This window comes from Cellulomonas sp., from assembly GCF_015234515.1.
In the GTDB taxonomy this organism is placed as follows: Bacteria; Actinomycetota; Actinomycetes; order Actinomycetales; family Cellulomonadaceae; genus Cellulomonas.
Map to the genome: position 1 here is coordinate 91,779 of NZ_JADGMY010000031.1, position 14,210 is coordinate 105,988.

A 14,210-nucleotide genomic window follows, 5' to 3' on the forward strand; every position below is an offset into this window, starting at 1 on the left:
AAATCGCGCCACGCACCGTTTCACTCGATCGCGCCACAAGGTGGGCCTTGAACAACTTCTGACGCGGTTGTAGCGTGGCGTCACGTCGACACGGGGAACCGCGTCGGCCACCGACTTTCGTCCCGGCCCCGCGCCGCAGGACGACCGCGCAGGAGCCAAGGAGGAACACATGGCCGAGATCTCGCGTCTCCCCGGACCGGTGATGGACCTGTGGGAGTGGCAGTTCGACGGCGCCTGCCGCGATGCGGACCAGGACCTCTTCTTCCACCCCGAGGGGGAGCGCGGCTCGGCCCGGCGCCGGCGCGCGGAGGCGGCGAAGGCCATCTGCGCGACGTGCCCGGTGCTCAAGGAGTGCCGCGAGCAGTCGCTGGCCGTGCGCGAGCCGTACGGCGTGTGGGGCGGGTTGTCGGAGGAGGAGCGCGCCGCGGTCCTCGCCGAGCGCGCCGGCCGCCGCGTCACCGCCTGATCCTGGACGGCAACGACGAAGGCCCCCTCCCGCGGGAGGGGGCCTTCGTCGTGCCGGGGACGGGTCCCCGGTCGGTCGAGCTGTCGTCAGGCGACGACCGCGAGGATGTCGCGGGCCGAGAGGATGAGGTACTCCTCACCCGCGTACTTCACCTCGGTGCCGCCGTACTTCGAGTAGATGACCTTGTCGCCCACGGCCACGTCCAGCGGCACGCGGTTGCCCTTGTCGTCGATCCGACCCGGGCCCACCGCCAGGACCTCGCCCTCCTGGGGCTTCTCCTTGGCGCTGTCCGGGATGACGAGACCCGACGCGGTCGTCGTCTCGGCCTCGAGGGCCTTGACGACGATGCGGTCCTCGAGGGGCTTGATGGAGACCGACACAGCGGACCTCCCCTTCGCATGTGTGAGTAGTTCAGGAGTCTGCGCCGCACCGTCGCACCGTCGTCGCGGGAGCCGGGGCCACGGGAGCGGTTGGCACCCTCACCAGGAGAGTGCCAGTTCCTCACTCTAGGAAGGCGTTAGCACTCGGTCAACCCGAGTGCCAGAATCCGCCCTCATGAGCGCCCACCTCCTGGACGCCGCGGGTGGGACCGACGGCCGGTGACGTGCGAAGGTTGGCGTGTGGACGACGCCGCACTGGTCAAGCTGCTCAGTCCCGACGGCTGGGCACTGCTCCAGGCACTACCTCCGTACGACGAGCGGCTCGCGCTGCCGCTCGCCGAACGGCTGCAGAAGGACGGGCTCGACCCTGCCCTGGTGTCCGCCGCGCTCACCCAGTCCCGGTTGCGCGCCAAGGCGCGCGGCAAGCTCGGTGACTTCGCCGAGGGCATGCTGTTCACGGTCGCGGGCCTCGAGCAGGCGACGCGCCTCGAGGTCGCCGCGCACCACGCACGGCGCTACCGCGACGCCGGGTGCACCTACGTGGCCGACCTGACGTGCGGGCTGGGAGCCGACGCGCTCGCGATGGCCGGCATCGGCATCCGCGTGCTCGCCACCGACGTCGACGAGACGACCGCCGCGCTGGCGACGGTCAACCTGCGCGCGTTCCCCGAGGTCGAGGTCCGCATGGGAGACGGGCTCGCGCTCGACCTGGCGGCCGAGGGCGTCGACGGCGTGTACGCCGACCCGGCGCGCCGCACGGGCACCGGCCGACGCGTGTTCGACCCCCGGGCCTACTCCCCGCCGCTCGACGCGGTCCTCGCCGTGCGCGGGACGGTCCCCGCCCTCGGGCTGAAGCTGGGACCCGGCATCGCGCACCGCGACCTGCCGCACGACGCCGAGGCGCAGTGGGTGTCGTCCGCGGGCGAGGTCGTGGAGCTCGGCCTGTGGTTCGGGCCGCTGGCACCCGACGGGCCCGGCCGCTCGGCCCTGGTCCTGCGTGACGGCCGTGCGCACGCCCTGCGCGCCGACCCCGACGGTGACGACGACGCGCCGCCCGTCGGCCCCGTCGGCGGGTACCTGTACGAGCCCGACGGGGCCGTCATCCGCGCCGGTCTCGTCGGGACGATCGCGTACCGCGTGCGCGGCCGGCTCATCGACCCCACGATCGCCTACGTGACCTCCGACGCCCTGGCCGACCGCGCCGCCTGGCAGCCGCTCGCGACCGCGTACCGCGTCCTGGACGACCTGCCGTTCGGGCTCAAGCGGCTGCGCACGTACCTGCGCGAGCGGGACGTCGGGCGGCTCACCATCAAGAAGCGCGGCACGGCGGTCGTGCCGGAGACGCTGCGCCGGCAGCTCGACCTGCGCGGCAGCGCCGAGGGCACGGTCGTGCTCACGCGTGTCGCCGGGCAGCAGCGGGTGCTCGTCGTGGAGCCCGTCTGATGGCAGCCCCCGTCGCGCTGCCCTTCGCCCGCTCCGAGCGCTCGACCGTGGGCATCGAGTGGGAGGTGGCGCTCGTCGACGCCGACTCCGGCGACCTGCGGCAGGCGGCGCAGGCGATCTTCGAGGCCGTGCAGCCCGCCGACGGCACCGACCACCCCCACATCACCCCCGAGCTGCTGCTCAACACGGTCGAGCTCTCCTCCGGCAAGTGCCGGACGGTCGGCGAGGCCGGTGCCGACCTGCAGCGCGCGCTCGACGAGGTCGCGGCCGCGGCCCGACCGCTGCGCATCGAGCTCATGGGCGCGGGCACGCACCCGTTCGCCAACTGGGCGACGCAGCGCGTCACCGACAAGCAGCGCTACGCGACGCTGATCGACCGCACCCAGTGGTGGGGGCGTCAGATGCTCATCTACGGCGTGCACGTCCACGTGGGCGTCGAGGACCGGGACAAGGTGCTGCCGCTGAGCCGCGCGATGCTCACGGTCTTCCCGCACATCCAGTCCCTGTCGGCGTCGTCACCGTTCTGGGGCGGCAAGGACACCGGCTACGCGTCGAACCGCGCGCTGCTGTTCCAGCAGCTGCCGACCGCAGGCCTGCCCCCCCAGTTCGAGCGGTGGGAGGAGCTCGAGCAGTACGTGGGCGACATGATGCACACCGGGGTGATCGACCAGGTCAACGAGGTCCGCTGGGACATCCGGCCGTCGCCGCGCTTCGGCACCCTCGAGATGCGCATCGCGGACGGCGCGGCGAACCTGCTCGAGGTCACCGCCATCAGCGCGTTCACGCACTGTCTCGTCGAGCACTTCTCCTCCATGATCGACGCGGACGAACCGCTGCCGACGATGCCTCCGTGGTTCGTCCAGGAGAACAAGTGGCGCTCGGCGCGCTACGGCATGGACGCGATCGTCATCACGAACGACGCAGGTGACGAGGAGCTCGTCACCGACTCCGTGAGCCGGTGGCTCGGCGTGCTCGCCCCGGTGGCCGAGCGCCTGGGCTGCGAGGCCGAGCTGGACCAGGTCCGCACGATCCTGCGGCGAGGGGCGTCGTACCAGCGGCAGCGCGCGGTCGCGCGACGCAACGCGGGTGAGCTGGAGCCCGTGGTGCGTGCGCTGGTGGCCGAGCTCGCCGCGGGCCGCCCGCTCTAGGCAGGGCCACCCGAGCCAGGCACGGTCGTCCGTGGACCGTCCGCCGTCTGCTACTAGGCAATACCAGGTAGTTGGCGTTACCTTTGTGTCGTGGCCGACTCCCGCGACTCCCAGCTCCTCAAGGGCGTGCTGCCGATGCTCACGCTCGCGGCGCTGACCCGCGAGGAGACCTACGGGTACGAGCTGGTCACGGTCCTGCGGGGGGCCGGCCTCGACGACCTCTCCACCGGGACGCTCTACCCGGTCCTCACCCGCCTCGAGCGGGACGGCCTGCTGATCTCCCGGCTCGTCGCATCCGCCTCCGGGCCGGCGCGCAAGTACTACCGGCTCAGCGCGCCTGGCCTCGCCGCCCTCGCGGCCCAGCGCGACGCCTGGGTGGACCTGGTCGCGACCGCCGAGCGCGTGCTCGGCGCAGCCGGGCCCCCGACCGACCCGCCGGACGCAGCCGCGCCCGTGCCCGCCCCCACGGGGAGCCCACGATGACCACGACGCACGACCCCGCCACCGCTGACCGCCCGCGGCTGCGCGACCGGGTCCGCCTGACCTGGTGGCTGCTGCGGTTCGACGTCGCGATGCAGGACCACCCCGCGCGGGTGTCCCGCCGCCCCCGGTGGACCGGCGGCGCGGTGCTCGCGGGCCTCATCGCCATCCTGCCGCCCGGGTACATGTGGATCGCCTGGCAGATGGGGGCCTTCAGCGCCGTCGCCGAGATGGGCGGCGGGACCGTCGACCTCAGCCGGCTGGGCGTCCCCGCGACGTTGACGCGCACCGACGACACGATCTCGATGCACACGACCGCGGGCTGGGGTCCGGTCGCGCTGTCCGGTGCGCTGTGCCTCGTGGCGTTCGCCCTCGGGTCGCGCAGCTGGCGGCTGTGGGGCGGTGCCGCGTGACTGCCACGGACCGTTCCCCGACCGCTCGACGGACCCAGGAGGCACGATGACCACGACGCCCGGCACCACCGCTCGCGCCGCCCTCGGGTTCCGTGACCGCACCCGCGTGCGCCGCTGGATGTGGCGGTTCGCGCTCGCCATGCAGGACTACCACCCGTCGCGCGAGGCGCGGCGCATCCGCCGGGACCTGCGTGCCGCGCTCCTCGACGACGCCGCCCGGATCGGCGTCGACGACGCGCTGCGCGAGATCGGCAGCCCGTGGCGCGTCGCCGCCGACCACCTCGACGCGCTCGGGGGCGCCGGACCGCGCTGGAACGACGGCGCGGTGGTGGCCGCCCTCCTCGGGTTCGGCCTGCCGCTGTACATGTGGGCCGCCTGGGCGGCGGGAGCGGTCGACGCCGTGGGAGCCATGGGCGGCGGCCGCGCGGAGCTGTCCTGGCTGGGCGTCCCCATGACGGCCGAGAACAGCGACGCGATGGTCGGGATCCAGTTCATGCTGGGCTGGCAGCCCGTCGCGGTCTCGCTCGGCCTGGGCGCGCTCGGCTTCGCGCTCGGCGCGCGCACCTGGCGGCTGTGGCGGCGGGCGCCGGTCAGCTGACGGACGCCGGCACCCACCGGTCCCGCCGGGCGCGCGAACGGCTCAGACGAGGACCTGCGTGAGCGGCATCGTCGAGTCCACGGGCAGGTCGAGCGGCGACGGCGGCAGGCCGCGTCGCACCACGGCCGCACCGAGCGCCGCGATCATCGCGCCGTTGTCCGTGCAGTAGCGGATCGGGGGGATGCGCAGGTCGATGCCCGCCTCGGCGCAGCGGGCGGCGGCCATGTCCCGCAGCTGGGAGTTGGCGGAGAAGCCTCCGCCGACGACGAGCGTGGAGATGCCCTCGCGGCGGCAGGCCGCGATCGTCTTGGCGGTCAGCACGTCCGCGACGGCGGCGGCGAACGACGCGGACACGTCCGCCAGCGGGATGGGCTCGCCGGCGTCCTGCCGCGACTCGACCCACCGCGCCACGGCGGTCTTCAGGCCCGAGAACGAGAAGTCCGTCGCGTGCTCGGCCTGGTCCTTGGGCGCGGTCAGGCCGCGGGGGAACCGGATCGCCGCGGGGTCGCCGTCGCGCGCGAGCCGGTCGATGTGGGGACCACCGGGGTACGGCAGGCCGAGCAGCCGGCCGACCTTGTCGAACGCCTCCCCCGCCGCGTCGTCGAGCGTCGAGCCGAGCTCGGTGACGTTCACCGTGTCGTCGATCCGCAGCAGCGAGGAGTGCCCGCCCGACACGACGAGCGCCATGACCCGCTCGGGGAACGGTCCGTCGACGAGCTCGTCGACGACCGCGTGCCCGATGACGTGGTTGACGCCGTACAGCGGCTTGCCCAGGCCGACCGCGAGCGCCTTGGCGGCGGCGGCCCCGATCGTCAGCGGCCCGACGAGCCCTGGCCCGGCGGTCACGGCGATCGCGTCTACCTGGTCGAGCGTCACCTCGGCGGTCGCGAGCGCGCGCTCGATCGTCGGCACCATGGCCTCGAGGTGGGCGCGCGCCGCGATCTCGGGGATGATCCCGCCGAACCGCGCGTGCTCGTCCACCGAGCTGGCGACGGCGTCGACCAGCAGGTCGTACCCCCGCACGATGCCGACGCCGGTCTCGTCGCAGGAGGTCTCGATCCCGAGGACCAGTGGTTCGCTCACGCCCCTCAGGATAGGCGTGGCGACCGCCGTGACCGGCCTCACGGTTGCCTGAGGGTATCGATGCGAACGCAACGATGTTGTACCGGAGGTGACCCTCTCCGACCTGATCGACGACATCGCCACGCCGCTGCCGACCGGCGACGCCCCCCTCGCGGACACGGTGTTCCAGGGCGCGCGCACCGTGGGGCGGTTCGTCGACGACTCCGTGCCGGACGCCCTGCTCCGCGCCGTGCACGACACGGTGCGCTGGGGGCCCACCGCCGCCAACTCCGGGCCGCTGCGTCTGCTCGTCGTCCGCACCCGCGAGGCCCGCGAGCGCCTCGCCGCGCACATGGACGAGAACAACCGCGAGCGCGTCCTCGCGGCCCCCGTGACCCTGGTCGTCGCCGCCGACACCGACTTCCACCTGCACCTGCCGACGCTCGCTCCGCACGCACCGACCATGGGCGACCGCCTCGCAGCCGTCCCGGAGGTGCGTGCCGCCATGGCCCGCGACAACGCGTGGCTGCAGACCGGGTACCTCGTGGTGGGGCTGCGCGCCGTCGGCCTGGGCGTCGGCCCGATGACGGGCATGGACGCCGCCGGTGTCGACGCCGAGTTCTTCGCCGGCACGGGCTGGCGGTCGCTGGCCGTCCTCAACGTCGGGTGGCCCGACGGCGAGGGCACCGACCGGCCCCGCGCGCCGCGGCTGGCGTGGGACGAGGTCGCGCGCGACGTCTGACTCAGCCGGTGGCGGCGGGCCGGGCCGGGTCGTTGGACCACTGCGACCACGAGCCGGGGTACAGCGCGGCGTCGACGCCGATCGAGGCGAGCGCGGCGATCTCGTGCGCCGCAGTGACGCCCGACCCGCAGTACACGCCGACCGGCACGTCGCCGCCGTCCACCGGCACGCCGAGGGCCGCGAACCGGTCGGCCAGCGCGCCGGCGTCCCGGAAGCGCCCGTCCGGCCCGACGTTCTCGGTCGTCGGTGCGCTACGGGCTCCCGGGACGTGCCCGGCACGCGGGTCGACCGGCTCGACGCGCCCCGCGTACCGCTCGGCGGCGCGCGCGTCGAGCAGGACGCCGTCGTGCGCGAGCGCGGCGGCACCGTCGGCGTCGACCGTCGGCAGCGCGCCCGGCACCAGCACGACGTCCCCGGGCTCGGGCGCCACGTCACCCGCCTCGACGCCGTACCCGGCGGCGACCCACGCGTCCAGACCGCCGTCGAGCAGCCGCACGTCGCGCACGCCCGCCCACCGCAGCAGCCACCACGCCCGGGCGGCGGACATGCCCCCGGAGTCGTCGTACGCGACCACCGCGCCGCCCTCGCGCACGCCCCAGCGCCGCGCGGCGTGCTCGAGGTCCGCGACCGTCGGCAGGGGGTGCCGTCCGGCGCGCGGGGACGGGGGTGCGGCGAGCTCGGTGTCGAGGTCGACGTACACCGCACCCGGCAGGTGCGCCGCGAGGTAGCGCTCGTGGCCGTCGGTCCGACCCAGCGCCCAGCGCACGTCGAGGAGCACGGGCGTCTCGTCCTCGGCGAGCAGCCGTGCGAGCTCGTCCGCGTCGACGAGGACCCGTCGGCGCGTCTCGTCACGGCTGTTCACCGTGCCTCCTGCCGCACCTCGGCCGCACGTGGCAGCAGCAGCTGCATGGTCCAGGCGTCGACGTTCTCCGGCTGGTAGTAGCCGCGGCGACGCCCCAGCTGGGTGAACCCCAGGCTCTCGTACAGGTGGATCGCCGGCGCGTTGTCGACACGCACCTCCAGGAGCACGGACTCCGCCCCGAGCGCGCGCGCCCGCTCCAGCAGCGTGACCAGCATCCGACGCGCGATGCCGCGCCCCTGGTAGCCGGGATCCGTCGCCACCGTCATCACCTGCACGTCCCGACCGTCGAACCAGATCCCGGCGTACCCCACGAGCGACCCGCCCGGAAGCTCCGCCCCGACGTAGGTACGCCCGGGCCCGACGAGCTCGTCGGCGAGCATCTGCCGCGACCACGCGCTGACGCCGAACAGCGTGCGCTCCATCCGGTCGAGCGCCGCGAGGTCGCCGGCGACCAGCGGGCGGACGACGACGTCGGGTGCCGCAGCGCTCACGCCAGGACCCGCTTGGCACCCGCGGGCGGCACGGCGTCCGGGCGACGCAGGTACAGCGGGTCGGCGGGCAGCTCCTGGCCGGCCGCGAGCCGCCGCTGCGCGATGCGCACGAGGAGCGAGGGGTCCGGGCTCCGCAGCGCCGGCGTGCCCTGCGGGAGCCGGGGGTCGGCGTCGCCGAAGACCTGGGGGTACAGGTCGCGGCCCGCGCCCAGCACGACGTCCTCGGGGGTCCGGGGCACGTCCGCGGGCGCGGCGACGTCCGGTCCCCCCGTGGGCAGCGCCACGCCGTCGCGGACCTCGTAGCGTGACCAGTAGACCTCGCGCCGCCGTGCGTCCGTCACGACGAGCAGCGGCGTCCCCTCGTCGAGACCGGCGAACCGCGCCGCGGCCTCGGCCAGGGCGTCCAGGCTCGGCACGCCGTGGACGGGCACCCCGAGCGCCAGGCCCAGGACGCGCGCCGTCACGAGCCCGACGCGCAGGCCGGTGAACGGCGCCGGCCCGGTGCCGACCACGACGCTCTCGACGTCACGCACGCTGCGCCCGCGCCGCGCGAGCAGCTCGGTCACCAGCGGCGTCAGCATCTCGGCGTGCCGGCGCGGCTCGTCGTCGACGAGGGTGTCGGCCGTGTCCGCGTCGAGCACCAGGGACGCGGCGACCGCGCCCGACGTGTCGATCCCCAGGTGCATCAGGTCCCCGCCTCCTCGTGGTTCTCCGCGGGCGTCGCGACCGGCACGGCGTCGGTCGGGTCCGGCAGCGCGACTCCCTGCCAGCGCTCCCCCACACCGCGCGCAGTCAGCACGCGCTCACCCGCCGCGGCGTCCTCGACGTCGTCGCCGACGCCGCCGTGCGGGCGCTCGAGCCGCAGCTCGAGCCGGTCGTCGGTCAGTCCCTCGACCCAGCCCGCGCCCCACTCCACGACCGTGACCGCCTCGTCGAGTGCCGACTCCAGGTCGAGGGCCTCGACCTCGTCGAGCGAGCCCAACCGGTACGCGTCGACGTGCACGAGGGCGGGTCCGCGCGTCCCGTCGGCGCGCGGCAACGGCGGGTGCTCGCGTGCGATGACGAACGTCGGCGACGCGACCTGCCCGCGGACGTCGAGCCCGTCGCCGATGCCCTGCGTGAGCGTCGTCTTGCCCGCACCGAGGTCGCCGGTGAGGACGACGAGGTCGCCGGCCCGCAGCAGCGACGCGAGCGCCCGCCCCCAGGCCCGGGTCGCGGCGGCGTCGGGCAGCCGTACCTGCGCGGTCACCGGACGCCTCCGGTCACGGCTGCCGTGGCAGCGGTGGCGTCCTGTCCCGCACCGGCTTCGCCCCGCTCGCTGTCGACGTACGTGCGGGGCACGCGCGCACCCAGCCGGGCCACCAGCTCGTAGGAGATGGTGCCGGCCACGTCGGCCCAGTCCTGGGCGGTCGGCACGCCGTCGCTGCCGTCGCCCCACAGCACGACCCGGTCCCCGGCGACCTCCGTCGCGCCCGGCCCGAGGTCGAGCACGACCTGGTCCATGCAGACCCGTCCCGCGATGCCGAGACGGCGTCCGCCGACCTGCACGGGACCGCCCCACCGGTCGGCCGTCCCCGACGCGTGCCGCGGGATGCCGTCGGCGTAGCCGAGCGGCACGACGCCGAGGACGGTGTCCTGCGGCACGACGTACTCGTGCCCGTACGACACGCCGGACCCGGCGGGCACGCGCTTGACCGTGGCGAGCTGCGCCTCGAACGTCATCGCGGGCACCAGGCCGAACCGCTCGGGACCGCCGAGCTGCGGCACAGGCGTCAGGCCGTACACCGCGATGCCCGGCCGCACCAGGTCCCAGTGCAGCGCGGGCGACGTCAGCGTCGCGGCCGAGTTGGCGAGGTGCCGCACCTCGAGGCGGGCACCCGCGGCCTCCACGACGGCGACCGCGTCGGCGAACACCGCAGCCTGCCGCGCGACGACGGGGTGGTCGGGCGCGTCCGCGAAGGCCAGGTGCGACCACACGCCGACGACACGCACCAGGCCCTCGGCCTCGGCCGCGAGCGCGGCCGCGAGGACGTCGGGCAGCTGCTCGGGGACGAGGCCGTTGCGGCCCAGGCCCGTGTCGACCTTGAGGTGCACGCGGGCCGTGAGGCCGGCCTGGCGCGCGGCCGCGACCACGTCGTCGAGCGCCCAGCGGGACGCGACCGACAGGTCCACGTCCGCCTCGACGGCCTCGCGCAGCGGCGCCCCGGGCGCGTACAGCCACGTCAGGATCCGGGCACCCGTGACGCCTGCGCGGCGCAGGTGCAGGGCCTCGCCCACCTGGGCCGTGCCGAGCCACGCGGCGCCGCCCTCGAGCGCCGCGAGCGCGCTGGGCACGAGGCCGTGACCGTACGCGTCAGCCTTGACGACGGCCATGACCTGCGCGGTGGGTGCGTGGGCGGCGAGCGTGCGGACGTTGCCGCGCACGGCAGCGAGGTCGACCACCGCGCGCGCCGGGAAGTCGTTCACGCCCGCCAGTCTCTCACCACCGGGCGCCTGCGCCCGCGCGCGCCGCGGTCGTCGGCGTCCGTGCCCAGCACGGTCGGTCGGGCGTCACCCCAGCAGCCCGGGGCCGACGACGACGTCCGCGCGCCGGGCGGTCGGCGCGACGAGCCGCGCGTTGGCGGCGTCCGGGCCGGTCGACCACGCGAGCGCCGCCGCGGGCGGCTTGCCGAACTGCTCGTGCCGGGCCACCAGGCGGGCGAGCCGCACGTCGTCGTCGGGCGCGACGTACCACGCCTCGTCGAGCAGGTCGGCGACGGGGCCGAAGCCGTGCTCGTCGAGCAGCAGGTAGTTGCCCTCGGTGACGACCAGCGGCACGTCGGGCGGCACGGCGACGGCTCCGGCGACGGGGTTCCGCAGGTCGCGGCGGTACTCGGGCGCGTACACGACGTGCCCGGGGCGCGGCTCGCGCAGCCGGCGCAGCAGCGCGACGTACCCGTCGGCGTCGAACGTGTCGGGGGCTCCCTTGCGGTCGGCGCGGCCGATGCGCTCGAGCTCGGACTGCGCGAGGTGGAACCCGTCCATGGGGACCACGACGCACGCCTCGCCGAATGTGGCCACGACCTGGGCGGCGAGCGTCGACTTGCCCGCGCCGGGAGCACCGGCGATGCCGAGGACCCGGCGCCGGCCGCCCGCCAGCAGGGCGCGCACGCGCTCGGCGAGCGCGGGTGCGAGGGTCGTCGCGCGCACGTGCGGCACCACGGACGCCGTCGGGGCCGGCTCGACGGGACGCCCGCTCACCCGCGCACCAGCCCGCCGACCACGGCCGGCACCGCGTCGGCGACGGCCGTCGCCACGACGGGCCCGCCCGGGTTGGCCCGGTGCGCAGCCCGCCCGTGCACCAGCGCCGCAGCAGCCGCGAGGGCCGCGGGCAGCGTCGGGTCGGCCACGGCGTCGGCCGCCCAGCCCGCCAGCAGCGCGCCCAGGACGCCCCCCAGCACGTCCCCGGCCCCTGCCGTGGCGAGCCACGCAGGCCCGTCGGCCTGCGCGTAGGCAGCGCCGTGCGGCCCGACCACCACGGTCGTCCCGCCCTTGAGCAGCACCGTCGCCCCCGTGAGCTCGTGCGCGCGCCGGGCGTGCGCGAGAGGCGCCGCCTCGACGTCGGCGCGCTCGACGGGCTCACCGCGGGCGGCGAGCAGCGTCGCGAGCTCACCCGCGTGCGGCGTGAGGACCACGTGCGGCGGCACCCGGTCCGGCAGCAGGTCCAGCGCTCCGGCGTCGACGACGACCGGCTCGTCGTGCCGCACCGCGCGCGCGAGGGCGGCGCGGGCCCGCGCACCCTGGGCCCGGTCGTCGGGAGTCACACCCGACCCGACCACCCACGCCTGCACGCGCCCCTCGCCCACGACGACCTCGGGATGCGCCGCGAGCACCTGCGGACCCGCGGCCCCGAGGTAGCGGACCATGCCGACGCCCGCCCGCACCGCCCCGGCGACCGCCAGGACCGCCGCACCGGGGTACCGGGCGGAGCCCGCGACGACGCCGAGGACGCCGCGCTGGTACTTGTGCGCGTCCGCACCGGGCACGGGCCACAGCGCGCCCACGTCGCGCTCCTCGAGCCGGACGGCCGTCGGCGGGCCGTGCAGCCGCAGACCGATGTCGACCAGCTCGACGTGACCCGCGGCGCCCGCCGCGGGCGGCAGCAGCAGCGCAGGCTTGTACGCGCCGAACGTCACGGTGCGGTCCGCGTCCAGCACCGCGCCGGAGCGGGTCCCGTCGTCGACGCCGACGCCCGACGGCACGTCGACGGCCACGACCAGCGGGCGCGGGTCGAGCGCCGCGACGAGCTCGACCAGCCGCGCCCCGGAGCCCCGCACTCCGCCGCGGCCACCGATGCCGAGCAACCCGTCGAGCACGACGTCGGCCGTCGCGACCGCGTCCACGACGAGGCCCGGCAGCGGGCCGACCTCGTCGTCGAGCGCCAGCACCCGTCCGTGCGCCTGCCGCAGGGCCTCCAGCCCACCGGCGTGCACGCGCACCGACGTCAGCACCGCCGTCACCGCGACCCCCCTGCGCGCCAGCAGGGCACCGGCGTGCAGGGTGTCACCACCGTTGTTGCCCGACCCGACGAGCAGCACCGCCCGCGCACCGCCGACGCGGCCCCGCAGGTCACGCAGCGCCCGGGCGACGTGCGCGGCCAGCCCGAACGAGGCGCGCGCCATGAGCGGCGCCCCCGCGGCCAGCAGGGGCTCCTCTGCCTCTCGCACGGCGGCGGCGTCCCAGGAGTGCAGCACGCGCCCATCCTCGCCCGCGCGCCGCCGGAGGGCGAGCGCCGGTAGCGTTACGCGCATGCGATTCGGACTCTTCATCCCCCAGGGCTGGCGGCAGGACCTCACGGGCATCGATGCCCGGGACCACTGGAAGGTCATGCACGGCCTCGCGCGATGGGCCGACGACGGCGACGTCTTCGAGTCCATCTGGGTGTACGACCACTTCCACGCCGTGCCCGAGCCCAACGGCGAGGCGACGCACGAGGCGTGGAGCCTCATCAACGCCTTCGCCGCCTCGACGTCGCGCGTGCGCCTCGGTCAGATGTGCACCTGCATGGCGTACCGCAACCCCGCCTACCTCGCGAAGGTCGCCACGACGGCCGACGTGATCTCCGGCGGCCGGGTCGAGATGGGCATCGGTGCCGGCTGGTACGAGCACGAGTGGCTCGCCTACGGCTACGGCTTCCCCCGCGCCGGCGAGCGCATCGCCATGCTCGACGAGGGCGTGCAGATCTTCAAGCAGATGTGGACCAACGGCACCGCGACGCTGCAGGGCAAGCACTACCAGGTCGACGGCGCACAGCTCTCCCCGCTGCCGCTGCAGGTCGACGGCCCGCCGCTGTGGATCGCGGGCGGCGGCGAGAAGAAGACGCTGCGCATCGCCGCCGAGCACGCGCAGTACACCAACTTCGACGGCTCCCCCGAGGGCTTCGCGCACAAGTCGGAGATCCTGCGCGGGCACTGCGAGGCGATCGGACGCAACTTCGACGAGATCACGCGTTCCGCCAACTACAACGTGGTCATCGGTGCGACGCAGGACGAGGTCGACGACCGCATCGCCTGGGTCGAGGAGCACTACGCGAACACGGTGCCGGACAAGGCGCCGGGCGTCGCCGAGGAGTTCCGCCGCGGGCCGCTGGTCGGCACGCCCGAGCAGATCGTCGAGAAGCTGCGCGAGCTGCAGGCGCTGGGCATGACGTACGCGATCACGTACTTCGCCGAGGCCGCCTACGACCGCACGGGCATCGAGCTCTTCGCCCGCGAGGTCGCCCCGCACCTCCGCTGACGCGTCACTGGATCGCCCTCTCACCGACTGGAGAGAGGGCGGCCCAGCCCCCAGGGCGCGAGAGCGCAATCCAGCCACCCCTCGCGCGCGAGAGCGCAATCCAGCCACCCCCCCAGGGCGTGAGAGAGCAATCCGGCCACCCCCCGCGCGCGCGAGAGCGCGATCCAGTCACCCCCCCGCAGGGCGTGAGAGAGCAATCCAGGCCCCCCCCGCGCGCGAGAGCGCGATCCAGTCACCTCCCCAGGGCGTGAGAGAGCAATCCAGTCTCCGCGGCGGTGACCGGATCGCGCTCTCACGCCTCACAGAGGTGACTGGATTGCACTCTCACGCCTCACAGGGGTGACTGGATT

Annotated in this window: 17 protein-coding genes; 8 read left to right on the forward strand and 9 right to left on the reverse strand. The window is 75.2% G+C overall.

The genetic code is table 11. The features are described 5' to 3' along the window. Positions 1-169 precede the first annotated feature (169 nt). Entirely contained in the window at positions 170-466 is a 297-nt protein-coding gene (locus IR158_RS17470) for a WhiB family transcriptional regulator (RefSeq protein ID WP_191782459.1), read from the forward strand. A gap of 86 nt (positions 467-552) precedes the next feature. On the opposite strand, the gene groES is transcribed toward IR158_RS17470, so the two are convergent. Continuing rightward, positions 553-846 carry a co-chaperone GroES gene (gene groES / locus IR158_RS17475; RefSeq protein WP_227576084.1) on the reverse strand — a complete coding sequence of 98 codons (294 nt, stop codon included), beginning with the start codon at positions 844-846 and terminating at the stop codon, positions 553-555. A 240-nt stretch (positions 847-1,086) separates the two neighbouring features. Here groES and IR158_RS17480 point away from each other — a divergent pair, with 240 nt between their 5' ends. From IR158_RS17480 to IR158_RS17500, 5 genes are all read left to right on the forward strand, one after another. Next, positions 1,087-2,289 (forward strand): class I SAM-dependent methyltransferase, encoded by a 1,203-nt coding sequence (locus IR158_RS17480; protein WP_291815211.1) that lies wholly within the window; start codon positions 1,087-1,089, stop codon positions 2,287-2,289. Then, positions 2,289-3,437, forward strand: coding sequence for a glutamate--cysteine ligase (locus tag IR158_RS17485; RefSeq protein ID WP_291815214.1), 1,149 nt, complete (start codon positions 2,289-2,291; stop codon positions 3,435-3,437). Before IR158_RS17480 ends, IR158_RS17485 begins: the two co-directional genes overlap by 1 nt. A gap of 90 nt (positions 3,438-3,527) precedes the next feature. Beyond that, entirely contained in the window at positions 3,528-3,920 is a 393-nt protein-coding gene (locus IR158_RS17490) for a PadR family transcriptional regulator (protein ID WP_291815216.1), read from the forward strand. Next, on the forward strand, positions 3,917-4,330 hold the full coding sequence (locus IR158_RS17495; protein ID WP_291815219.1) for a hypothetical protein: 414 nt from the start codon (positions 3,917-3,919) through the stop codon (positions 4,328-4,330). Before IR158_RS17490 ends, IR158_RS17495 begins: the two co-directional genes overlap by 4 nt. Before the next feature lie 46 nt (positions 4,331-4,376). Further along, the gene (locus tag IR158_RS17500) at positions 4,377-4,928 is read left to right on the forward strand and encodes a hypothetical protein (RefSeq protein WP_291815222.1); all 552 of its coding nucleotides are present in this window, start codon (positions 4,377-4,379) and stop codon (positions 4,926-4,928) included. 42 nt (positions 4,929-4,970) lie between these two features. Here IR158_RS17500 and tsaD read toward each other — a convergent pair whose 3' ends face one another. Continuing rightward, positions 4,971-6,011: a tRNA (adenosine(37)-N6)-threonylcarbamoyltransferase complex transferase subunit TsaD gene (gene tsaD / locus IR158_RS17505; protein ID WP_291815225.1), complete on the reverse strand. Its 1,041-nt coding sequence runs from the start codon at positions 6,009-6,011 to the stop codon at positions 4,971-4,973. An 88-nt stretch (positions 6,012-6,099) separates the two neighbouring features. Between tsaD and IR158_RS17510 the strand changes: the two genes are divergently transcribed. Beyond that, positions 6,100-6,732: a malonic semialdehyde reductase gene (locus IR158_RS17510; protein WP_291815226.1), complete on the forward strand. Its 633-nt coding sequence runs from the start codon at positions 6,100-6,102 to the stop codon at positions 6,730-6,732. Between the two features lies 1 nt (position 6,733). Here the strand turns inward: IR158_RS17510 and IR158_RS17515 are convergent, their stop codons facing one another. The 7 genes from IR158_RS17515 to IR158_RS17545 all read right to left on the reverse strand — a co-directional run bounded on the left by IR158_RS17515 (position 6,734) and on the right by IR158_RS17545 (position 12,818). Beyond that, positions 6,734-7,594, reverse strand: coding sequence for a sulfurtransferase (locus IR158_RS17515; RefSeq protein ID WP_291815228.1), 861 nt, complete (start codon positions 7,592-7,594; stop codon positions 6,734-6,736). Then, the gene (gene rimI, locus IR158_RS17520; protein WP_291815230.1) at positions 7,591-8,085 is read right to left on the reverse strand and encodes a ribosomal protein S18-alanine N-acetyltransferase; all 495 of its coding nucleotides are present in this window, start codon (positions 8,083-8,085) and stop codon (positions 7,591-7,593) included. The genes IR158_RS17515 and rimI overlap by 4 nt, the downstream gene beginning before the upstream one ends. Further along, a complete protein-coding gene (gene tsaB, locus IR158_RS17525; RefSeq protein WP_291815232.1) occupies positions 8,082-8,771 on the reverse strand; it encodes a tRNA (adenosine(37)-N6)-threonylcarbamoyltransferase complex dimerization subunit type 1 TsaB in 690 nt (229 codons plus the stop codon). Before tsaB ends, rimI begins: the two co-directional genes overlap by 4 nt. Further along, a complete protein-coding gene (tsaE, locus tag IR158_RS17530) occupies positions 8,771-9,334 on the reverse strand; it encodes a tRNA (adenosine(37)-N6)-threonylcarbamoyltransferase complex ATPase subunit type 1 TsaE (RefSeq protein ID WP_291815234.1) in 564 nt (187 codons plus the stop codon). Before tsaE ends, tsaB begins: the two co-directional genes overlap by 1 nt. Further along, complete coding sequence (gene alr / locus IR158_RS17535) at positions 9,331-10,551, reverse strand: alanine racemase (RefSeq protein ID WP_291815237.1); 1,221 nt, start codon at positions 10,549-10,551, stop codon at positions 9,331-9,333. The genes tsaE and alr overlap by 4 nt, the downstream gene beginning before the upstream one ends. An 84-nt stretch (positions 10,552-10,635) precedes the next feature. Next, positions 10,636-11,274, reverse strand: a complete 639-nt coding sequence (locus IR158_RS17540) for a nucleoside/nucleotide kinase family protein (RefSeq protein ID WP_291815248.1) — start codon at positions 11,272-11,274, stop codon at positions 10,636-10,638. A gap of 47 nt (positions 11,275-11,321) precedes the next feature. Then, positions 11,322-12,818, reverse strand: a complete 1,497-nt coding sequence (locus IR158_RS17545; RefSeq protein WP_291815239.1) for a bifunctional ADP-dependent NAD(P)H-hydrate dehydratase/NAD(P)H-hydrate epimerase — start codon at positions 12,816-12,818, stop codon at positions 11,322-11,324. Between the two features lie 55 nt (positions 12,819-12,873). Here IR158_RS17545 and IR158_RS17550 point away from each other — a divergent pair, with 55 nt between their 5' ends. After that, the gene (locus tag IR158_RS17550; protein ID WP_291815241.1) at positions 12,874-13,860 is read left to right on the forward strand and encodes an LLM class F420-dependent oxidoreductase; all 987 of its coding nucleotides are present in this window, start codon (positions 12,874-12,876) and stop codon (positions 13,858-13,860) included. Positions 13,861-14,210: the final 350 nt, after the last annotated feature.